The organism is Microcoleus sp. PH2017_35_SFW_U_B (assembly GCF_020737865.1).
Taxonomy (GTDB): domain Bacteria; phylum Cyanobacteriota; class Cyanobacteriia; order Cyanobacteriales; family Microcoleaceae; genus Microcoleus.
Genome location: NZ_JAEQDE010000029.1, coordinates 69,221 through 92,901, shown reverse-complemented (window position 1 = coordinate 92,901; position 23,681 = coordinate 69,221). Strand labels below are relative to the sequence as shown.

The 23,681-nt window shown below is 45.1% G+C and carries 13 protein-coding genes and 2 pseudogenes; 11 read left to right on the top strand and 4 right to left on the bottom strand.

Going from position 1 to position 23,681, the window contains the following annotated elements; all coding sequences use genetic code 11:
- From JGK36_RS33815 to JGK36_RS06895, 3 genes and pseudogenes are all read left to right on the top strand, one after another.
- Positions 1-445, top strand: a pseudogene (locus tag JGK36_RS33815) (hypothetical protein); the annotation flags it as partial.
- Positions 393-1,238 (top strand): calcium-binding protein, encoded by an 846-nt coding sequence (locus JGK36_RS06900; RefSeq protein WP_367120245.1) that lies wholly within the window; start codon positions 393-395, stop codon positions 1,236-1,238. The pseudogene JGK36_RS33815 and the gene JGK36_RS06900, both read left to right, overlap by 53 nt.
- Before the next feature lie 814 nt (positions 1,239-2,052).
- Positions 2,053-5,252 (top strand): annotated as a pseudogene (locus JGK36_RS06895) (DUF4347 domain-containing protein).
- A 234-nt stretch (positions 5,253-5,486) separates the two neighbouring features.
- Here JGK36_RS06895 and JGK36_RS06890 read toward each other — a convergent pair.
- The gene (locus JGK36_RS06890; protein WP_293198706.1) at positions 5,487-6,767 is read right to left on the bottom strand and encodes a recombinase family protein; all 1,281 of its coding nucleotides are present in this window, start codon (positions 6,765-6,767) and stop codon (positions 5,487-5,489) included.
- A 3-nt stretch (positions 6,768-6,770) separates the two neighbouring features.
- On the bottom strand, positions 6,771-7,130 hold the full coding sequence (locus JGK36_RS06885; protein ID WP_293185933.1) for a VOC family protein: 360 nt from the start codon (positions 7,128-7,130) through the stop codon (positions 6,771-6,773).
- A 429-nt stretch (positions 7,131-7,559) separates the two neighbouring features.
- On the opposite strand from JGK36_RS06885, the gene JGK36_RS06880 reads away from it, so the two are divergent.
- From JGK36_RS06880 to JGK36_RS06860, 5 genes are all read left to right on the top strand, one after another.
- Entirely contained in the window at positions 7,560-9,647 is a 2,088-nt protein-coding gene (locus JGK36_RS06880; protein ID WP_293193470.1) for a SpoIIE family protein phosphatase, read from the top strand.
- Positions 9,648-10,175: 528 nt separating this feature from the next.
- Positions 10,176-15,662 (top strand): AAA family ATPase, encoded by a 5,487-nt coding sequence (locus JGK36_RS06875; protein ID WP_293198705.1) that lies wholly within the window; start codon positions 10,176-10,178, stop codon positions 15,660-15,662.
- Positions 15,663-15,818: 156 nt separating this feature from the next.
- Positions 15,819-17,054: an adenylate/guanylate cyclase domain-containing protein gene (locus tag JGK36_RS06870; protein ID WP_293198703.1), complete on the top strand. Its 1,236-nt coding sequence runs from the start codon at positions 15,819-15,821 to the stop codon at positions 17,052-17,054.
- A 55-nt stretch (positions 17,055-17,109) separates the two neighbouring features.
- Positions 17,110-17,697, top strand: coding sequence for a DUF6272 family protein (locus JGK36_RS06865; RefSeq protein WP_293185927.1), 588 nt, complete (start codon positions 17,110-17,112; stop codon positions 17,695-17,697).
- Positions 17,698-17,888: 191 nt separating this feature from the next.
- On the top strand, positions 17,889-18,242 hold the full coding sequence (locus tag JGK36_RS06860; protein WP_293185925.1) for an STAS domain-containing protein: 354 nt from the start codon (positions 17,889-17,891) through the stop codon (positions 18,240-18,242).
- Between the two features lie 115 nt (positions 18,243-18,357).
- On the opposite strand, the gene JGK36_RS06855 is transcribed toward JGK36_RS06860, so the two are convergent.
- Both JGK36_RS06855 and JGK36_RS06850 read right to left on the bottom strand, forming a co-directional pair.
- A complete protein-coding gene (locus tag JGK36_RS06855; RefSeq protein ID WP_293198701.1) occupies positions 18,358-19,776 on the bottom strand; it encodes an ATP-binding protein in 1,419 nt (472 codons plus the stop codon).
- Positions 19,777-20,072: 296 nt separating this feature from the next.
- Positions 20,073-20,900 carry an alpha/beta hydrolase gene (locus JGK36_RS06850; RefSeq protein WP_293193466.1) on the bottom strand — a complete coding sequence of 276 codons (828 nt, stop codon included), beginning with the start codon at positions 20,898-20,900 and terminating at the stop codon, positions 20,073-20,075.
- On the opposite strand from JGK36_RS06850, the gene JGK36_RS06845 reads away from it, so the two are divergent.
- The 3 genes from JGK36_RS06845 (at position 20,899) to JGK36_RS06835 (ending at position 23,679) form a co-directional block, all read left to right on the top strand.
- Positions 20,899-21,153 (top strand): hypothetical protein, encoded by a 255-nt coding sequence (locus JGK36_RS06845; protein ID WP_293198699.1) that lies wholly within the window; start codon positions 20,899-20,901, stop codon positions 21,151-21,153. The genes JGK36_RS06850 and JGK36_RS06845 overlap by 2 nt on opposite strands.
- 183 nt (positions 21,154-21,336) lie before the next feature.
- On the top strand, positions 21,337-21,537 hold the full coding sequence (locus JGK36_RS06840) for a hypothetical protein (RefSeq protein WP_293155365.1): 201 nt from the start codon (positions 21,337-21,339) through the stop codon (positions 21,535-21,537).
- Positions 21,538-21,705: 168 nt separating this feature from the next.
- A complete protein-coding gene (locus JGK36_RS06835) occupies positions 21,706-23,679 on the top strand; it encodes a BamA/TamA family outer membrane protein (RefSeq protein ID WP_293198697.1) in 1,974 nt (657 codons plus the stop codon).
- Positions 23,680-23,681: the final 2 nt, after the last annotated feature.

Sequence of the window (23,681 nt, the reverse complement as noted above, 5' to 3'; positions counted from 1 at the left end):
GCCCACACCAACTCCGGCGCCAACTCCGACACCCGCGCCGACTCCCACTCCCACACCAACTCCGGCGCCGACACCAACACCCGCGCCGACTCCCACTCCGACACCAACTCCGGCGCCGACACCAACACCCGCGCCGACTCCCACTCCCACACCAACTCCGGCGCCAACTCCGACACCCGCGCCGACTCCCACTCCCACACCAACTCCGGCGCCAACTCCGACACCCGCGCCGACTCCCACTCCCACACCAACTCCGGCGCCGACACCAACACCCGCGCCGACTCCCACTCCCACCTCCGATGCTTGCGTGCTTGATAGCCTCAAGGCCCCGCAACTTGACCCTGCTACCATTACCCCCAACCCCGTCGAAAAAACTGTCAATGGGGGTAACAATGCCGATTTCATCATGGGCAGCCGACACTATCTACGGACTTGGCGGCAATGACAACATTGACGGCGGTGCAGATAACGACTTGCTCTTCGGCAATGACGGCACTGATTTCATCCAAGGTGGCGCTGGCAACGATACCATCAGTGGTGGCAAAGATAATGACACTATTCTTGGCGCCGATGGTAATGACTTCTTAATGGGAGATTTGGGCAAAGATACTGTTGCCGGCGGAGGAGGCAACGACACCATTTTTGGTGGCAAAGATGACGATATCTTGCTCGGTGAAGATGGCGACGACAACCTGTTAGGCAACTTAGGAAATGACACAATTAATGCTGGCAACGGCAACGATCTTGTGTTTGGTAATGAAGGTACAGACTTGCTGTTTGGTGGAGCAGGAAATGACACGATTTACGCCGGCAAAGACAACGACAGTCTCGATGGCGGTATTGGCAACGACTTCCTGCTCGGCAACAATGAAAACGATGTCCTCTGCGGTGACGCCGGTAACGATACGCTTTTCGGCGGTAAGGGTAACGATCTCCTTGCTGGCGGTGCTGGTTCCGATTTCCTTTCCGGGGATATAGGAGATGATACTTTGACTGGCGGTTCGGGAAGTGATGTGTTTTTCCTAAATCAAAGTTTGGGTAGCGACATCATTACTGATTTCCGCAAGGGCGAGGATTTAATTGGGTTGGCTCCCGGTTTGAGTTTCAATCAACTCAGCATTGCGTCTAGCAGCAATCAAACTTTGATTAGCGTGACGGGTACCAATCAATTGTTAGCGAAGCTTAACGGTGTACCCGGTACTCTCAGCGCTGGCGATTTCACTCAGGTAACAATCTAACTGCCTCTGGTAGGGTGCGCGACGCGCACCTTACTATCGGCAAAACATCGGGTAGGGTGCCCGGCGGGCTGAATGTTTTGACTAAAGACTGAGGATTTCCTCCCGCTGGGTACCCTACTGTTAGTTACTGGAATTTCGGATTTTTTGGGAACTTTTCGCGATCGGCAAATACCTCAAATTGACAGACCTTGAGAGCAGATTTTAGGGTTTTAGGTCAATCAGTAATTTGGAACCGCAGCAGCTCTTCTCTGGATTGACATTACATCCTCTGCGGTTAATTGAAATCGGGTGAATCTAGTTTTTGAAGAGGGCGAAGCATGACCGCATATAAGTTATTAGTTATAATCTCATATTCACGGAGGTCATGCTTCGCCCCTACACAGATATTTGCGAAACCCAGATGCACCCATTGAAATCAAAGCAATCGCCACATAGCAATAATTCTGTCTGAATGTATTTTTCTGATTTAAATCATGGAGAAAAACCAGAAATTCTCTTGATTCTAGTTCCCCCATGCTTTCACGAAGTTTTTTAGCAATCCGGGGGTTTTCAGAATGTATATTTTACCAGAAATAATTGGCTGAAAGTCTCTACATTTGAGGAAGCAATTAAAGTCAGACTATTCATTAATCCAATCCTCTTCATTATAGGTAGAGGTCGCTCTCAAACTGTCAACTGTCAACTGTCAACTAAGAGGGCTCTCACGGGGGCACTGCCCCTACAACTGTCAACTGTCAACTGTCAACTGTCAACTGTTGAAGGACTTCAAGGTCATTTACCAGCAAATAGTAAACATCATCATCGGGTATGAAAAATGAACTCAACTTTTACCAGTATTGATTCACAGTCTGTTCTCGGCAATTCTCGTCCTAAATCTCTTGTCTTCATTGACTCGGACTTAGATGACTATCAAACTTTGGCGGGCGGCGCGATCGCAAATTCTGAGACAATCATTTTAGATAAAAATAGCAACGGAGTCGAGCAAATTACTGCGAAACTGCAAACCATTGCTGCTGCGGGGGGAACTGTAGACCAAGTTCACATTTTTTCTCACGGGAATTCTGGCAGTTTGCAGCTAGGTTCGGCGACGCTGAATTCGGATAATTTGCCGCAGTATGCAAGCCAGTTGGAAGGGTGGCGCACGGCATTGAGCGATCGCGCTGATATCATGCTTTACGGTTGCGATGTGGCGGCGGGTGATGGGGCTAATTTTGTCGATCGCCTTTCGGAGTTAACCGGGGCTGATATTGCGGCATCTAGCGATCGCACTGGCCGCGGTGGTAACTGGAATTTGGAGTTTACCAAGGGTGATATTGAAGCACCGCTAGCCTTGACTCCAGAAGCAATGGCGGATTACCAAGGGACTTTAGCCACTGTTACCGTTACCAACGCTAATGATAGCGGGGCCGGTTCATTGAGAAGCGCGATCGCCTCCGCAGCAGCCGGCGATATTATTCAATTTGCCTCCTCTCTGGCCAATCAAAAAATTACCCTCACTTCCGGTCAACTTGTCATCAACAAAAACTTGACAATTGATGCAAGTGCTGCTAGCAATTTAACCATCAGTGGCAACAACACTTCGCGGGTAATCCTCACCGAAGGTTCCACCAATGTTACTCTAAAAAACCTGATTGTTGCCGACGGCAAAGTTTCGGGAACCGATCCGAATAATGAGGCGACTAGCAGCGGCGGCGGCATTCAAACTGGCGGTAACAGCACTTTAACTTTAGAAAATTGCCAAGTCAACAATAATGTTGCCGGTTTCGGCGGTGGCGTTTACACCGGTTTCCGCAGCACCACAACAGTAATTAACAGCAAGTTTAGCGGCAATGACGGTTCTTTGGCTAGCAATACCGAACGCGGCGGCGGGGCGATCGCCACTAAAAGCGGCGGTGTTCTGAATATCAGAGATAGCGAATTTACCAACAACAAAGGCAGCTACGGCGGGGCTGTGAATAACCTGTTGGGCAGCATGACGATCGAAAACTCGAAATTCACTGGCAACAGTACAAATAAAGGCGTTGGTGGCGCAGTTTACGTCGATGGCGCTAATGCTTCTGGCCCCAATGCAACACCAGGCCCTACTCCTGGCAACATTATCATCCGAGGCAGCACTTTTGACGGCAATATCGGGACAGGAGAAGGAGGTGGAGCCTTTTTGTTTGGTTATAACCAAGACAAAGTAGTTTTGGAAAATAGCACTTTTATTAACAACAAGGCTATCAAAAATGCAGCGGGTCAGGGAGGTTCTGGAGGTGGAGTTCGCCACGGAAATGTAGATTTGACAGTGACAAATACCACCTTTGCCAACAACACAGCCGATGATAACGGTGGTGGCTTGTGGCTGGGAGAAGAGGGTAATATCAACATTGTTAACAGTACATTTTCCGGCAATACGGCTGCTAAACAAGGCGGCGGAATAGTTGTCGGTAACAAAGATGCCTTTTCGACTAACATCGTCAATTCGACTTTTGCCAAGAACACCGCTGGAGAGTTTTCGGGAGGTATTGCAACTTTTGGAAATCAGCCAATTACTGTCAAGAATTCGATTTTTGATAGCAACACGGCTGGGAATCCTTTTAAAGTTAAATTCCAAACTGGCAGAGAACTAATTGATGGCGGGAATAATCTTCAGTTTCCCGCTAAACTTACGACAGGCGATCCTAACGACAATAACGCTACGGCAAAGGTGACGATCGCAGATCCGAAACTCGGCCCTTTGCAAAATATTAACGGCGCTTTCGTGCTGCCGCTGCTAGCCGGAAGCCCCGCCATTGACACAGGTACAGGTGCAGGCGCGCCAGCTAAGGATCAGCGCGGTGTGACTCGCCCCCAAGATGGTGATGGTAACGGCAGTGCGATCGTCGATATCGGCGCTTTTGAATTCACAACGACAGCCACGCCGACTCCGACACCAACTCCTACACCAACTCCGACACCTACACCCGCCCCAACTCCGACACCCGCCCCAACTCCGACACCCGCACCAACTCCGACTCCGACACCCACACCCGCCCCAACTCCGACACCCGCACCAACTCCGACTCCGACACCCACACCTGCGCCCACGCCGACACCGGCACCAACTCCGACTCCGATACCGGGCACAGATAATTGTTTGCTCGATCGAGTCAGCGCCCCGGAATTAAACTCTGCTACCATCACCCCCAACCCCGTCGAAAAAACTGTCAATGCGACACTATCTACGGACTTGGCGGCAATGACAACATTGACGGCGGTGCAGATAACGACTTGCTCTTCGGCAATGACGGCACTGATTTCATCCAAGGTGGGGCTGGCAACGATACCATCAGTGGTGGCAAAGATAATGACACTATTGTTGGCGGCGATGGTAATGACTTCTTAATGGGAGATTTGGGCAAAGATACTGTTGCCGGCGGTATCGGTAACGACACCATTTTTGGCGGCAAAGATGACGATATCTTGCTCGGTGAAGATGGCGATGACAACCTGTTAGGCAACTTAGGAAATGACACAATTAATGCTGGCAACGGCAACGATCTTGTGTTTGGTAATGAAGGTACAGACTTGCTGTTTGGTGGGGCAGGAAATGACACGGTTTACGCCGGAAAAGAAAACGACAGTCTCGATGGCGGTATTGGCAACGACTTGCTGGTTGGTAACGATGAAAACGATCTTCTCTGCGGCGATGCTGGTAACGATACGCTTTTCGGCGGTAAGGGTAACGATCTCCTCGCTGGCGGTGCTGGTTCCGATTTCCTTTCCGGGGATATAGGAGATGATACTTTGACTGGCGGTTCGGGAAATGATGTATTTCTACTAAATCAAAGTTTGGGTAGTGACATCATTACTGATTTCCGCAAGGGCGAGGATTTAATTGGGTTGGCTCCCGGTTTGAGTTTCAATCAACTCAGCATTACATCTAGCAACAATCAAGCCTTGATTAGCGTCACAGGTAGCAATCAGTTGTTAGCGAAGCTTAACGGTGTTGCTGCGAATGCTCTCACCGCTACCGATTTTATCACTCTGTAGTTACCTCTTTTGTGCAGCAGTGCGATCGACAGTTAAAACCCCTGACAGTTGACAGTTAATAGTCTAAGATATTGTAGGGTGCGTCAGCGATTAGCCTAATTTTCAGGTAGTCCGCCATCCGTGCCTGACGCACCCTACTACTACTTTATTCCTTCGATTGCCAGGACTAAAGTCCTCACTACAAACTCATTCTATCGACAATGATATGAATTGTTAATTGTCAATTTTTCAATATTAAAAAATAAAAATAATTTGCAGATCCACTTCTGAATTTTCCCGGACTATTTCAATGCGATCGATAAACTCTCGAAAATAAAACCTGCGTTCCGATTCCGACAAATCCAGCCAAAATTGGGGAAGAGAAACAGTTTGAGCAGTTTCTCGCAAATTTACGGGGGGCATTTTCGCTAATTTACTTTGCAGTTCTGCAACTTCTGTGCGGATTTTATACGATCGCAAATCTGCCGTTTCTGCGTCCAAAATGCCGCTTTCGATCAGGGCGGGAAGTTGTTCTATAATTTTTTGTTTAGATGCGATCGCCCCGGCAATTCCGGCTTTGATTCCTTGGATGTCCGGCATTTGCAACTGGGCGATCGCATCGGGCAAATCGCGACAAATCCCTGCTATGGTTAATTGCAACACTTCTTCGTAGGAAATGCCGCTGCATTTAGGCTGTTGGGAACAGTTAATCGGTCGCAAATAAAGGTATTCTTTGTCTTTGCGGTAGGCTGTGACTTTCGCAACTGTCATGGACGATTTGCACTCGGCGCAAATTGCTAAACCTGCGAGGGAACGCGGGGCGCTGGCGCTGCGGGGAGCAAGGCGACTGTTACGCCGCAGCAATCTGTCTACTTGGGCGGCTTCTTCTCTGGAAATAATCGGGATGTGGGTGTTAGAAATTACTTGGCCGTTTTGATATTCTAAATCGCCTCGGTAGGCGGGATTTGTCAGCCAGCGGCGGCCTGTGCTGACGGAGATTTTTTTGTTGTATTTCTTTGCTAAATGGCGCACGGAACCGCGCAGGGAACCGTAGATGAGAAAGTGTTCAAAAAAGTCTTTGACGGCGGGGGAGGCGGTTTTGTCGATCGCATATTTGTCTTTGCCGCGCCGATAGCCGTAGGGGGCTTTTCCGGGTGGGGGAAGGGATTTGATGCGGTTGCGGGCGTGTCCTTTGCGAATGCTGCGGCTGTGTTGGCTGCGCTGGAGTTCGGCGAGGAGTTTGAGCAAATTAACTCTATTTTCTGTTTGTTTTTCGTCTGTGACAATTAGTTGGATGCCGAGGTTTTCTAGTTGTTCGAGGTGGGCGCACACTTGCTGTACTGTGTCGCCGAGTTCTTCAAAACGCTGAATTAGCAGGTATTTGACTGGTTCTGTTTGGCAGTCTTTTAGCAGTTGCTGGAGTTGCTGGCGCCCTCCTAAGTCTTGGTAGGTGCGATCGACCTCTTGGCCCCAAATTTCGGCTGCTGGTGCGGCTTCTAGCAGCGGTTCGGTGTAAGAGTAGGCGATGATTTTCATCTGTTACTCGCTGAGTTCAATGATATTCCCGTCTGGATCTTGGGTAAATAATGCCGATCGACCTGACGCGCTCATTTGTACGGGGCAATTGTGAGCGATTAATTGCTCTTTGGCTGCCTCTAAGTTAGCCACAGCAAACGCTAGATGTCGATTGCGCCCCAATTTCTCATGGTCTACGGCATCTGGTATAATTGTTGCCGCTAGAATTAGGTGTATCTGGAAGTTACCGATTTGATACCAGATTCCGGAAAATTTTAATTCGCGATCGATTTTTTGCAGTCCTAATACATTGCTGTAAAAGTGTTGGGATTTTTCGAGGTTGGAAACGAGCAGGGCGCTGTGGAGGGCTTGATTAATTTGCATTTTTGTTTGGTATTTATTTTTGTTTTTATTTTAACCGCTGATGAACGCTGATTTGTTGATGTTGGTAGAATTTTTGATAGGATAACATTATTAGTCCCCCTTAATACCGTCACAAAAATTCATAAACTGTAGCTAGAGCTTTTAAAACGTAATTCCGTCCGTTGAAGATACCTATCTATTGTAGCATTTCTATTGAGCTGAGGTACTCTCGGCAGTTAATTAACAATTCCTCAATTCCCCAATCTCAAAGCAAAAAATGGAAGGGTGCATCTCAATGCAAGCGAATATATCCGTAGGGGCGAAGCATGACCGCAGTCAATATGAGATTATAACTAATAATTTATATGCGGTCATGCTTCGCCCTCTTCAAAAGTGAGATGCTAAAATCTCAAATCTGAACCTGTACCTCATCTATCTGAGAAAAGCCATATGGCCTCAACTCTTTGGCAATTTCGCCTCCGCACCGCCCTCGTAGTTCCCTTTGTCCTGCAAATCGTTGCAGCAGTTGGCTTAGTCGGTTATCTTTCCTTCCGCAACGGACAACAAGCGGTAACGCATTTGGCTAACCAGTTAATGACTCAGGTGAGCGATCGCACTTATCGGCACTTAGATGACTATCTCTTAACTCCCCATCAAATTAATCAAATCAATATCGATGCGATCGAAACCAGATTGCTCGACATAAATAACTTAGATATTGCGGGACTTTATTTTTGGAAACAGGTGCAAGCATTCGATAATCTTGGCTTCATTTCCTATGGACTTTCAGATGGACGCTTCATTGGTGCTGGGCCAGTAAGACCGGGAGAAGGCATCAGCATTGCCGAAGTTTCAGCAAGGACAAACTGGAAAATTAACGCCCATTTAACCGACCGCCAGGGCAATCGAATTAAGGTAACACAGGTTGCTCCTTACGATACCGTGAAATTAGAATGGTACACTCAGGCAGCTCAAGCCGGGAAACCTATCTGGACTTCTGTTTATTCGCTAGATGAGCTTAACTTTATTGCTGTAGGGGCAATGCGTCCCATGTATGCCAAGGGCAAGCTAATCGGAGTGATCGGGGTCGATTTACAACTATCCAATATTACTACATTTCTGCACAACTTAAACTTTAGCAAATCCGGGCGAATTTTCATCATGGAACGAGACGGACAATTGATTGGAAATTCTGGCCCACAACCCTCTTTTATCAAGGTAAATAATCAAGTCAAACGCTTTAGCGCTCTCAACATCTCCGATCCTGCGATCCAAGCTGCTACTAAAGCGTTGCAAGAACGGTTCGGTAGCTTTAAAAATATTAAAAATAGCCAAAAAATTAATATTAAAATTAAAGGTGAAAATTACTTTGTCCTCGTTGCTCCGTGGAAAGACAAGTTTGGGTTGGACTGGCCGATCGTAACGGTGGTTCCAGAATCTGATTTCATGGATAAAATTAATGCCAATACCCGCACCACAATTCTATTGTGTGCGATCGCATTTACTGTGGCAACGGCAATTGGAATTTTCACAGCCCGCTGGATTGCTAGCCCCATTGAAGCCATCACCCAAGCTTCGGAAGACATGGCTAACGGCGCTCTCGACAGACAGGTAAAAACTAGCTCCCTCATGGAACTAAAAAAACTTGCCAACTCCTTTAACAGCATGGCAGGACAACTCAAAGAATCCTTTGAAACTCTAGAAGATAAAGTTACAGAACGCACCACTGAACTCGCCACAGCTAACGCCGAAATTGTGACGCTCAATCACCGACTAAAAGCCGAAAATATGCGGATGAGTGCCGAACTATACATCCTCAAACAAATGCAGCAGTTGATTTTGCCTAAACACCAAGAAATGGAGGCAATTGAAGACTTAGATATTGCCGGATTCATGGAACCAGCCGATGAAGTAGGTGGCGATTATTACGATATTCTCCAGACTGAAGGTGTGGTGACTATTGGCATCGGCGATGTCACCGGACATGGCTTAGAAAGCGGTATTTTGATGGTGATGACTCAAGCGGTTGTCCGCACTCTTCACGAAATGCCCGAATTAAATCCGGTGCGCTTTTTAGATATTCTCAATCGCACTATTTATCTAAATATTCAGCGCATGAATTCAGATAAGAATTTGACGCTTGCTATCCTCAATTATGCCAATGGCAAAATCTGCATCAGTGGCCAGCATGAGGAAACTATTGTCGTTAGAAAAAGCGGTCAAATCGAGCGGATAGATACAATGGATTTGGGATTCCCGATTGGTTTAGACGAAAACATTTCAGAGTTGATTGACCAGGTTGTAGTAGAGTTAGAACCGGGGGACGGGGTGGTGCTATATACCGATGGCATTCCCGAAGCCAGAAATATCAACAAAAAATTCTACGGAATTGAAAGACTCTGTGAAGTGGTTTCGATTAATTGGCATAAAAGCGCCGAACAAATTAAGCAATCAGCCATTGAAGATTTGCGGGGATTTATTGGAGAACAAAAGGTTTTTGATGACATTACCTTGGTGGTTCTTAAAAAAAAGGATTAAGTCCTGTCTATCCCATAGAGTGTTCTGGATACAATGTTGGCAATCTGAAAATGACACCAAATAGTCCCGATCGCCATTTATCTTTCATCGCTCAGGCCCAACACACTCGATCGCTATTATTGTACCCTTTCCGACAAAAAAATAGCGATATACCAAGAAATTTGTAGGGAATTCAACCAACAGGAAGCTGGATATCCCAGATGTGACTGGAACAGGCTCCCGCTTCCCGGAAGCAAGCGCTTCAAAGATTTTTAACAAAATTCATGAGACGTGCGATGGTTAGCGCTCGACATATCATTATTTTTTGTCAAATCTTCCCGAAATCTTGGGAGCAGTAGTAAACTAATAAATAATGAACACAAACAAGTTTGATAGTGCTTAAACATAACTTACGCGCAGGCAGCCAGAAACCGGGTTTTTTTACTACAATACAGAGGTTGTAGCCAGCGGATTAGGTAAAAAACCCGGTTATGAAGGTCGGAGTGCGTAAGTCCTCTTAAACCAAAAGCTGACTAGGATTTAGCAACTATGACCCCGATCTCAATTCCCGGCTACCGCATGAGCGAACAACTCTACTCCGGCACCCGAACCTTGGTTTATCGAGGTTTTTCGGAATCAGACAATCGACCAGTAGTCATCAAATTGCTCAAGTCTGAGTATCCGACTTTCACCGAACTGGTGCAGTTTCGCAATCAGTACACCATTGCCAAAAATATTGATAATTCCGGTATAGTCAAACATTTAAGTCTGGAAACATATCGTAACGGTTTTGCTTTAGTAATGGAGGACTTTGGCGGTATTTCTCTGGCTGAATACATCACCAACGATGCTTTTGGAGTCCAGGGTAAATTCACCAATCGCCTAGCCATCTTTTTGCAAATAGCCATTCAAATTTGCTCGACATTAGAAATAATATATCGCAGCGGCATTATTCACAAGGATATCAAACCACAGAATATTATAATCAACCCTACAACCAAAGAAATCAAACTTATAGATTTTAGCATCTCATCGTTTTTGCCTAAGGAAAATCAAGAAATCAAAAACCCCAATATCTTGGAAGGGACATTAGCTTATATGTCTCCCGAACAAACTGGCAGAATGAATCGTGGGATTGACTACCGCACCGATTTTTACTCGCTAGGAGTAACTTTTTATGAACTGTTGACAGGACAATTGCCATTCCAATCTAAGGAGCAGATTGAGTTGGTTCACTGTCACATTGCTCGCCATCCAATTCCCCCGATCGCCCTAAATCCTGCCATCCCCCAAGTATTGAATGACATCGTGCTAAAACTGATGGCTAAAACAGCGGAAGCACGCTATCAAACAGCTTTTGGTATCAAACACGATTTAGAAAAATGCTTAAAAGAATACTCAGATTGTGGCACTATTCAACTGTTTGAATTAGGCAGCAGAGACATTTCCGAATGCTTTGTGATTCCAGAAAAACTTTATGGCAGAGAAAGCGAAGTTTCGAGCCTATTAGCAGCCTTCGGGCGCGTTGCCTGTCTCCAGGAAAATCCCCCAGCATCCGATTTGGAGGTTTCCTCTTCTAACAGCCGAGAACCGCATAAAATCCCCCGTACAGCTACTACCGAAATCATGCTGGTAACGGGTTTTTCTGGGATTGGCAAAACCGCTGTGATTAACGAAGTTCACAAGCCCATAGTTCAGCAGCGGGGATACTTTATCAAAGGGAAATTTGACCAATTCAAGCGCGATATTCCCTTTTCGGCATGGGTACAAGCTCTGCAAAGTTTTATGCGGCAATTGCTGACAGAAAGTGCTGCTCGCGTTCAGCAGTGGCAAGCCCAAATTTTGTCAGCTTTAGGGGATAATGCTCAGGTAATTATTGATGTTATCCCAGAATTAGAACTGCTGATTGGCAAGCAACCTGTTGTACCGGAACTAGAACCAAATTCTGCACTAAATCGCTTCAATCTATTATTTCAAAAGTTCCTTCGTGTCTTTGCTACCAAAAATCACCCCTTAGTCATTTTCTTAGATGATTTGCAATGGGCAGATTCAGGATCTCTGAAATTAATGCAATTGTTGGTGGGCGAATCAGAAGGTCAACATTTGTTGCTAATTGGCGCCTATCGAGATAATGAAGTGTCCAAGGTTCATCCATTAATGCTGACTTTATCAGAGATTCGCAAGCTAGGTGGGGGTTCATCTTCTCTACAAAAACAGGGGAGCGCTCGCTCGGGCACTATAATTAATCAAATTACTCTCGCGCCACTTTCAATATTTGACTTGAATCGTCTGGTTGCTGATGCTTTAAGTTGTGCGATCGACAGAGCTCTTTCCTTGACAGAAATCATTTTCAAAAAAACTAATGGAAATCCTTTTTTTAGCAATCAATTCCTCAAGAAACTCCACGAAGATAAGTTAATCTATTTCGATTTTGCATCCCGATTGCCAGGGGGAGATAGGGGTGGTTGGCAGTGCGATCTTACTAAAATCAGAGAATTGGCAGTCAGCGATGATGTAGTCGAGTTTGTTGCGAATAACTTGCAGAAATTGCCGATCGCTACTCAAGATGTTTTAAAATTAGCTGCTTGTATTGGTAGCCAATTTGATTTAGAAACTTTAGCGCTAGTCTGCGAAAATTCTCAAATAGACACCGCAGCCTCCTTGTGGAAAGCATTGCAAGAAGGCTTAATTTTACCGCAAAGCGAAGTTTACAAATTTTTTGCAGACGATCGGGAGTCTGCACAATTGCCTGTTGCCGATCGTCAATTGCCAAGTTACAAATTTTTGCACGATCGCGTTCAACAAGCGGCCTATTCTTTGATTCCAGACGACGCAAAGCAGTCAACTCACCTAAAAATTGGCAGATTGCTGCTGCACAAGGGCGGGCACGCACCATCCACCGCCCCTACGGAAGATCGGATATTTGATATTGTCAACCACTTGAACATGGGAGTGGACTTAATTTGCGATCGCACCGAAAGACATCAACTAGCTTCCTTGAATTTAATTGCTGGGCGCAAAGCTAAAAATTCCACAGCTTATGCTGCTGCTGTTGATTACTTAACTACCGGCAGAAATCTGCTACCAGATGATAGCTGGACGAATTTATACGACTTGACGCTCGATCTTTATGTAGAAGCGGTTGCAGCCGAATATTTGAATACCAATTTCGATTTATCGCACCAACTGGCCCAAATAGTTCTATCTCGATCGCACAATCTCCTCGATCAATTCCGAGTTTACGAAGCGCAAATTCAGTCTTATATTGCCCAAAATCAGATGAAATCGGCAGTGGATACTGGATTGCAAGTTCTGGGAATGCTGGGTGTTGCTTTGGAAACACAACTGCCGGCGGTGGTGCAGATACCCGCTTTAGCTAATCTGGCAGAAATCAACGATCGTTATAAAATTGCTGCTTTGAGGGTTTTATGTGCGATCGCATCTGCCGCTTATCTAGCTAGTCCAGAACTTTACCCAGCCGTTGTCTTTACAATGGCACATATTTGCAGCAAATACGGAAACTCTCCACCTGCTAGTTATGCCTATGCTTGTTGCAGCTTAATCTGTCAAACAATCGGAGACATTGAATTAGGCTATCAATACGGTCAACTATCTTTGCAAGTATTAGATAAATTTCCCTCCACAGAATTTGAATCTAAAGTTATAATGGTCTACAATGCTTGCGTGAGACATTGGAAAGAACCTAGTCGAGCGACAATACCGTCTTTGATGTCAGCAGTCCACAGCGGTTTAGAAAGCGGCGATATCGAGTATGCTTGCTATTCTGCTATGTATCTTTGCATCTACAGCTTCTTTAGCGGTGAAGATTTAACATCTGTAGATCTAAAATACGACCAATATCTTGAATTAATGCTCAATTCCAAGCAAGAATATCAGACTTATTATACCCAGATATGGCGACAGCTAACATTAAATTTACAAGGATTAGCTGAGGACAAATGTCGGTTAGTTGGCGATAGTTTTAATGAAGATGAACTGCTGCCTGTTTTGCTAGCAGCCAATAATGTTTCTTCCCTCTTTGGAGTTTATTTTGCTAAATTGGTTGTCAACTATTTGTTTGGCGATCGCGAAAGTGCCGTAGAAAATGCCCAGCTAGCAGAGCAATATGTCGTTGGTGTCGGTTCGCTGATGATGGTACCGCAGCACAACTTTTACCATTCCCTAGCCCTGCTGGCGCTGTATCCCGATGCTGAGCCGATCGCGCGATCGCAATATTTGACCCAAGTGAGAGCCAATCAGGAAAAAATGCAAACCTGGGCATTCCACGCACCGATGAATTACCAACACAAGTACGACTTAGTAGCAGCAGAAATAGCACGAATATTGGGAGACAGGCTCGAAGCCATCGATTTGTACGATCGCGCCATTGCTACCGCCAAACAAAACCAATACCTTCAAGAAGAAGCACTCTTCAGCGAACTTACAGCTAAATTCTACCTGGAATTAGGCAAAGATAAAATTGCCCGCGTCTATCTAACAGACGCTTACTACGCTTATGCTCGCTGGGGTTCCCAGGCAAAAGTCCATGATTTACAACAAAAATATTCCCAATTGCTCGGCCCCATTCTCCAACAAGACAACACTTTTTATACAGGAGAGACAATTGCTGAAACAATTGTGGCAGAGATTACTTCCAGCAGCCAAAATGTTTCCAATTTCCTCGACCTAGAAACAGTAATTAAAGCTTCTCAAGCCATATCGGGAGAAATCAATGTCGAGGAACTGCTATCAACCTTAATCCGAATACTGATCGAAAATGCAGGTGCATCCAAAGGCTCTCTGATCTTAGAAAGGGATAGTAAATTATTGATTGTTGCTAAATGTTTAGACAAACAGTCTTATTTGCCAAATATTCCAGTTTCTCAAAGCCAAGATCTTCCCATCACAGCCATTAACTACGTCTGGCGTACCAGAGAAACCTTGGTAATTAACGATATTGCTGTAGAAAATATCTTTGCAGCAGATCCCTACATTATTCAGCACCAACCCAAATCTGTATTGTGTACTCCCATTGTCAACAAAGGTCAAGCGATCGGCATTCTGTACTTAGAAAACAGTCTCGCCAGCGGTGCATTTACTGCTGATAGATTAGAAGTATTAAAAATCCTATCTTCCCAAGCTGCCATCTCCATTGAAAATGCTCTGCTCTATCAAACTCTAGAAGATAAAGTAGAAGAACGTACTGCCGAACTTGCTCAAGCTAATCAAGCAATTTCTGCCCTCAACCAGCGCCTCAAAAACGAAAATGTTCGGATGAGTGCAGAACTCGATATCATCAAACAAATGCAGCAGTTAATTCTACCAAAGCCAGCGGAATTAGCAGCAATTGCAGAGTTAGATATTGCAGGATTTATGGAAGCAGCCGATGAAGTTGGTGGCGATTACTACGACGTACTTTTTAATGATGGGGTGGTAACGCTCTGCATTGGTGATGTCACCGGACACGGACTAGAAAGTGGTATTTTGATGGTGATGACTCAAACGGCTGTTCGCACTCTCCAGGAAGTTAAAGAACTTGACCCTGTGCGCTTTTTAGATACCCTGAACCGCACTATTTATAAAAATATTCAGCGGATGAACTCGGACAAAAACCTGACGCTAGCTCTCCTCAATTACGCAGACAGCCAAATTAGTATTAGCGGTCAACATGAGGAAACTCTCGTAGTCCGAAAAGGCGGTAAGATTGAACGCATTGACATGATGGATTTAGGATTTCCCATAGGCTTAGATGAGGATATTTCAGATTGGATCGGTCATCTTTTAGTAGACTTAGAGCCGGGGGATGGTGTCGTGCTTTACACTGATGGCATCCCCGAAGCTAGAAATATCCACAAACAATTCTACGGCCTGGAAAGACTCTGTGCTGTGGTTTCTCAAAACTGGCATTTGAGCGCCGAACAAATCAAGCAATCTGCGATCGATGATTTGCGAAAATTCATTGGAGCGCAAAAGGTATTTGATGACATTACTTTGCTAGTATTGAAGCAACAGGGAAATCTTGTGCATAATTTATGATTGACGGTCATCAACCAGGTTTATAACATCGCTGTTTCATTGAGTGGCGAAGCATCGAAGCAGAAGCCGGATTTGCAGAGCCGCCCGTGTAAGTTATAGTAATGAACAGCGAGCGAGTGAAACAATTTTACGTTCCCAGATTCGGGAGTATAAATTATGAACCCCAAAATAAATTTAGCACAATCTACATCTACAGAATCACTCAATACCCAGCTACAGAATTTGATGCAAAAACTTGAGGAAGCCGAAGAGGAAAAAAATAGCTATGAAACTTTAGTAGACATTATCACGGAACACTCCACCGCTCTGGAAAAGCAGATCCGTCATAAAAATAGAGAAATGCAGACTTACATTCACCAGGTAAAAAAGGTGATAGATGCAGCTATTGCTGTGAAAAACAACAGCTTTGAACCCCAGATATTGTCAGAGGTGGCGGCGCGCAGTGATGCACTGGGAGAACTGGCACAGGTGTTCTCGCATATGGTGCAAACGGTGAAAGCGCGGGAACAGGAATTAGAGAAACTTTTGCAAGCCTACGGACGTTTTGTCCCCGATGAATATCTCCAATTTCTTGGAAAGAAAAGCATTGTAGATTTCCAGCTTGGAGATCGCGTCAGCAAAGAAATGGCAATCATGTTTTCGGATTTGCGTTCGTTTACAACGATGGCGGAGCAAATGACTCCTCAAGAAAACTTCAATTTCATCAATACATACTTACAGCAAATTATTCCCGAAATTCGCAAGCACAACGGTTTTATTGTCAAGTATATGGGAGATGGACTGATGGCAGTTTTTCCCGACGGCGTTGATGATGCTATTCAGGCGGGAATTATGAAGGTTGAACAGTTGCAAAAATTAAATCAAAGCCGTAAAATAAATGGGGAGATACCGCTGAATATTGGCATCGGTATCCATGTCGGTGATACGATGGTTGCAATTATTGGAGATGCCAATCGGATGCAAGCTGATGCGCTGTCCGATCATGTCAATCTCACGGCTCGTCTGGAAAGTTTAACTAAGTATTATGGCGTCTCTTTATTAATTTCAGGAGATGTGGTAAAACGTTTGAGTCAACCCGAAAAGTATCATATTCGATTTTTGGATCGGGCAATTGTCAAAGGTAGACAAGAAGCCATTACTGTTTGTGAGGTGTTAGATGTTGAAGTAGAACCTGTGCGATCGCTCAAAATTCAAACTTTGCCTATTTTTGACGAAGGTCTAGAACAATATTGTCAGGGAAATTTTGCTAATGCCCAAGATTGTTTTGAACATATAGTAGAGCTAAATCCTGCTGACAAACCCAGCCAAATTTACCTAAGACGCATCCAAGAATTGTTAGAAAAGAGTCTTCCCGCTAACTGGAATGGCGTCTGGAAATTTACCCAGAAGTGACATTGACACATTAACAGGAGGCAGAAAAATAATGACATCTGGAAGTTTACAAACTATGACACAAGTCTTTGGAGAATTCATCGACCAGTTTCCACCGGAACACGACTCCCTAGAACTTACATTTACGCCAAGTTCTCGCCCCATCAAGCAGCGCTGGCGCAACAATAGGGTATCGGCTCATTTTGTTGCCGATTATTTGTCCAGCTTTCTCCCGGTGGACGAGCAGGATGCTAGCAGCGAGAAACGGATTAAACAAAGTAAGGGAGCTGTGAGCTACATTGCTAATGAACTATTAGAAAATGCCATCAAGTTTACTGATGATAATTGCAATCATAAGGTAAGGTTTGGGATACACTTTATAGGAGAATCTGATGTGACTGCCGTAATTTTTGCCACTAACTATGTGCAGCAACCAGCGGCTAATAAATTGCAGGAATTCATTGCAGAACTGTTTAATTCCGACTCTGATGAACTATATTTACAGCAGCTTGAAAAGAATGCTGAATCTGAAAGTGAAACATCGGGACTGGGATTGCTGACGATGATTAATGACTATTCAGCTAAGATTGGTTGGAAATTTGAGAGGATCTCTGATGGTTCCAATATGCTAGCTATTACGACAATCGTTCAAATTAGCGTTTAATTTCAATTTTTTTAAGATTGACGAATTCACAAATGGATACAAGCCCCCCCCACACTTCTCAGTGGTTAACCCCAAATTTTAGACCGAAGTTGAACCTCCTAAATTGATCTGTGGAGTCAATCTCAAATCGAAAAATGGAAATCGACTGATTCTTTTGTCCCACAATAATTCACTCAGGAAACGACAAAACAATGGATATTCAGGAAATCAAAGGTCAAGACTACTGTATTCAATACGATCCAAAATCGGTGACAGTCTGTTTCCAAGGCGAACTCAGCTTAGATGGAGCGCCAGATTATAAGCCAATCGTCGATCTATTAGATGAGGTAGCTAATCCCGAACCGCCTACTATTACCTTGAACCTAACAAAATTGGATTTTGTTAATAGTTCTGGTATTAATATGCTGTCTAAGTTTGTGATTAGTGTACGGAAAAAGAAAACGATTCAACTTTTGGTAGTGGGTTCACAAGATGTTCCTTGGCAACAGAAATCTCTCAAGAATCTAGAAAAGCTATTGCCAACTTTGAAGTTACAATTGGAGTAGGTGATGTGTAATTTTTAAGCACAATTAATTATTTTCACGGGACGCCCGTGCCACACTTATTTTCACGGGACGCCCGTGCCACAATTTATCATAAATTTGGATGCTTATCAACTGTTTAAGTTTGTTGTACTGGCAGTTCAATGATAAACTCGGTTCCCTTCCCCAATTCGGACTCGCACCTGAGCGTTCCTCGGTGATTTTCTACTAGGATTTTGTAGACAATAGATAATCCTAAACCAGTACCTTTACCGATCGCCTTGGTGGTAAAAAACTGCTCGAACATTCGTTTTTTTACCTCTGCTGTCATTCCCGATCCCGTGTCAGAAATCCTGACTCTGACGCAATCTAGCCCAGCGAGTTCTGTGCGTATCGAAATTCTTAGGGCTGGATCGGGCTGATTTTTTGCTGCCTCGTCTAAAGCATCGATCGCGTTACTAATTAGATTCATAAATACTTGATTTAGTTGTCCGGCATAACACTCTACACCAGGCAATTTTTCATAATTTTTAACTATTTGAATCTCGCGACGGTCTTTTTTAGCATTGAGACGGTTACGCAAAATTAGGATGGTGCTGTCAATACTGTCGTGCAAATCGCACAGGTTCATGTTAGTGTTATCTGTTCGCGAAAAGCTGCCCATGGATTTGACTATTTCGCGAATGCGATCGGAACCCATGTGCATGGAAGACATAACTTTAGGCAAGTCTTCAACTAGAAATTCGAGATCGATGTCTTGGATTTGATCTTTTATTTCGGAACAGGGGTTGGGATAGTGTTCTTGATATAGACGCAGCAGGTTCAGTAAATCTTGGGTATAAATTTCGGCATGGCTCAAGTTGCCGTAAATAAAACTAACTGGGTTATTAATTTCGTGGACGATACTTGCCATTAGGGCTCCCAGGGAAGACATTTTTTCGCTGTGGAGGAGTTGAGCTTGAGTTTGCTTGAGTTCGCGAAGTGCGCGATCGATTTGGGCTGCTTGAGCTTCGGCTTTGGAGGTGGCTGCACAGCTTTCTTGATAGAGTTCAACCTGTTTGAGGTCGATTTCAAATTGTTCGATTTCGCTTTCTTGCTGGTACTGACTCACGACGGCATCGAAAGCTGCTAGCAATTCGCCACCGGCAGCTTCGATAATGTACTGTAGATGGGGATTCTCCTGCCTGAGTTCGGTGTCTGGAACTTGCACTAATGCTTTTATGCGATCGATATATTCGCGCAGTTGCTTGTCTAGATACAGCGGCGCCTCAAAATACATCGCTTTGACGGTGGGTGAAGGGGGACTCGCCAAGTTGATGCTGCTGTCAGTATGAATTAAATCGTGGTGAGATTTTTCCATAAGCTCGATCGCCTCTAACAAATTCCCGCGCAGTTTGGCTCTTTCTGGCGCATTCCCAGAGCCAACTAACCTCATGCAAAAAAATGCCGATCGCTGGGAAAGCATTCGCTGGCGGCCGCTGATGTTAATTACCGCTGCACTAACTTTTCTGGCTGTCGTAATTTCTTCCAGATTAAAGTAGTTTCTCAGTGCCGCCATTCGTAATACTCCAGAATCAACTAAATGTTTGTAGCTCGTGCTGATACAAGATTGTATAACCATAAAAAAAATTGTACAATACAGCAAGTAATATATGCTGTCTTTACTATTAAAGTAGTATACTTTAATACAATTATTTTTTATTGCTTGCTTGTAGCAGAAGAAAGAAGGAAAAAGAAGGAAAAAGAACAAGAATAAGCAATCAACTGCATGGGGAAAAGGCTATTCAGAGTGTTCTAACCGTCGAACGTGCCATATCATAATTTTCTAGAATTTCGCTTGTTGCAAAGGTTTTCTTAATTATCCAAAAATTTACTAATCAATTTTGCGATAATTTGAGCTTGAGTTTGCGGCAACCCGTGAGTGGCGTTGGGAATAATTGCTAACTCAGCTCCCGGTATCTCATTGGCGTAGGTTTGACAGTGCCATAGAGGAATTGTTTCGTCGCTATCTGCTGCAATGACTAAGGTAGGAATTTGCAATTTGTGAATTTCTTTTTCTACTGTGTCAACGGCGTCTTCTGGTCGCATCCGGCTCATTAAAAATGACCTTGCTACTGGTTGATACATTAGCTCCCTGCGCCACCCGGAAATTTCTTGCAATTTCTCACTTTTCCCCGCTAATCTAGCAAAAGGTTTTGCTAGCTGCAAGGCCCAATCAACGGCGGGTGTTTCCCACAGCAATGGTCGCAAAGCATCGTACTGACCGCAAAAACTGTCGTCCCGGATTCCCGCAGGTGCTGCTAACACTAAACTGCTGACAGATTTGGGATATTTTAGGGCGTATGCAGATGCTACCCAACCGCCAAAAGAATGTCCGATGATGCCGCATGGTTCGATGTTTAGTTGTTGTACAACTTGCCGCACAAAAGCAACTTCTACAGCTACGTCGTATTGGATTTGTGGTTTGCTGGATTCTCCAAAACCTAACATATCTAAACTGATGCACCGAAATTGAGATTGCAATAATTCAATTAAGGGTAGCCAGCAAGTCTTTTCTCCGAAAAAACCGTGAAGCAGCAATAAGGTTGGGCCGCTCCCGATGTCGAGGTAGGTGGCTGTTTGGCTGTGGCTATTGACAAATGTACTTAATATGTGCTTGTGTGCTACTGCTTGAGACTGCATGGGCGATCGACTCCTGATCAGAAGGAAGAAGGAAGAAGGAAGAGGGAAGAAGGAAGAGGGAAGAGGGAAGAGGGAAGAGGGAAGAAGGAAGAGGGAAGAGGGAAGAGGGAAGAGGGAAGAGGGAAGAAGGAAGAAGGAAGAGGGAACAGTGCCCTTCGGCTTCGCTCTAGGTAAAAAGAGGGAAGAGGGAAGAAGGAAGAGGGCTTTTTTTATTGTCGTGAGAGAAGGAAGAAGATATACACGGCAGGCTTGAGCGCGATCGGCATTTTACTTTTAATGAGGTGGATTTACTTAATTTAAGCAATACTTGTAAATAATTGTAACAAAAGAGCAGTCCAAAGGTTAAACTTCATTACAGAGTACAGAATTAGAAATAGAGCGTGATAGTCTCTATTATTATTTCAAAAATACTGCAAACTCAAAGCAGGAGAACACTTTGAACTCTACTTTAAAACGTTACCCGGCTTGCTCCCTGCGCGAAGATGTCAGTGAGTACGTAGCACACCTACAGCTTCACATGACTTTACAAGCTCGAAATTTGCTCCCTACGATTACTACTGCTAAGGACAGCCGCGAACAACTGTTGCAGCAGACTCAGGCTCATTTTGAGAAGCGTGTTTCTCGCCAATCTCTTTAAAGAATTTTTCGGTTTCCCAATTGTTACGATCGCCCACGATCGATTTTTCCCCAAGTTTCATCATCCCAGAAACCCGGTATCTTCAAAAATATCGGGTTTCTTTTCGCGGAATAGGCAGGAGACGCGGTTTTGGGTAAGATGCGTTGAGTATGCTTTAGTTTTATGTTTATGCGAATTTCGATTATTGCATTTTTGAGTTTGGCGGCGGTGGCTGGTGGGGAATTGGCGGCGCGGGCGATCGATGCGACAGTCGTACCGAGTGAGGTGGAGGTTAGAGAAGGAAGCGGAGAAGTTGACAGGCGAGACGCCTATTCCACAAGGGCGCAGAGGGAGGAGGATGAGGTAATTGGTGATAACTTAACGTCAAACCCACCGTCTCTCTTGTTTGTAGCCGAGTCTCGATCCCCCCTAACCCCCCTTAATCAGGGGGGGACAAGAGATATTCTCAAAGTCCCCCTTAATCAGGGGGGGACAAGAGATATTCTCAAAGTCCCCCTTAATCAGGGGGGGACAAGAGATATTCTCAAAGTCCCCCTTATTAAGGGGGATTTAGGGGGATCTAGACTCGACTACAAGCGACATTTATTATCGGTTTCAGTCTTAAGTTCTCATCAATCGGATGAGGTGAGTGCAATTGTGCGGGATTTGCCAACATCTGATGAGATTGCTGTTGCTCCAGAAGTTCGATCGCCCTCAGCCCAGGACGATCGCCATAAAGATTTTACATCTCTGTTACCAACTGCGGGGACGATCGCCACCAAAGCCGAAATCCCGGAAGCAGTCAACGGCAACGCGCAACAGCTAGGCGGTACTCTACCAATCAGTCAAGGGAGAAATGTTGAGGGCGTTTACGTTGCAGAGGTGAAAATTCGCTTTGTTAATTCCCGAGGCGAAGCTGTTGATAAAAAAGGGAATCCGATTAAGGGGAGAATTTCGGAAGATTTTATCCGAGGCGAACTCAAACTTAAGGCGGGGGATAATTACAGCCAGCAAGTTGTACAACTCGATTTACAACAGTTGCAACAGTTGGGATTGTTTGACAAGGTGACGGTTTCTACTGAAGAAGTTGGGACGGATATTAATGTAATTTACAATGTCGAAGAGCGATCGGCTCGTTCTGTTGGGGCGAGTGTCACTTTGAGTGATGATGTTGGTGTGGCTGTTCCTCTTTCCTATGTCGATCGTACATTCGGCACAAACGGCCAGCGGTTGTCGGTGGAAATTCAGCCCAGCCTCCGAGGTGTGGAGTACGATGTGCGGTTTGTCAGCCCTTACGTTGCGGCAGATGACCGTTTGGGATACAGTGTGAGAGCTTTTGGCGATCGCAGAATCTCGGAAATTTTCAACAAGGATATTAATTTGCCCAATGGCGATCGAGTTCGAGAAATTCGGATGGGCGGAAATCTCGCTGTTACGCGGCCTTTGGGCGATTGGCGGGGAACTTTGGGACTGAATTATACCAATATCAGCACGCGCGATCGCAATTTAAATCTTGCCCGCCGGGACGTACTCGGCAATCCTCTCACATTCAGCGGTGCGGGCGTTGACGAATTGTATACTGTTTCTTTTGGCGCTACGCTCGATCGGCGAAACAATCCATTCAACCCAACCAGCGGCTCGATTCTCAGCCTCAGTACAGAACAGTCGATACCTCTCGGACGCGGCAACATTGTGAGCAACCGACTGCTAGCAAATTATATACAATATGTACCAGTAACTTTGCTGGGCATCAGCGAGTCGGAAGCTTTGCCAGAAATGTTGGCTTTTAATCTGCAAGGGGGAACGGTAATTGGAGATTTGCCACCGACGGAAGCGTTTCGCCTGGGCGGCCGCAATTCTGTGCGGGGCTACGACGGCGGGGAAATTGGCAGCGGGCGGAGTTATTTTTTGGCTTCCGGCGAGTATCGGTTTCCGGTTGGTAGGGATGTGGGTGGCGTGATATTTGTTGATTTTGCGTCGGATTTGGGAACGGGTGACAGCGTGTTGGGAAAACCGGCGGTAGTCAGGGATAAACCTGGGACTGGGGCGGGTGTTGGTTTGGGTGTTAGAGTGCGATCGTCCTTGGGATTAATTCGCTTGGATATGGGTGTCAGCGATGACGGGGAAATCAAATTTGTACTCGGTACAAAACAGCGATTTTAAAT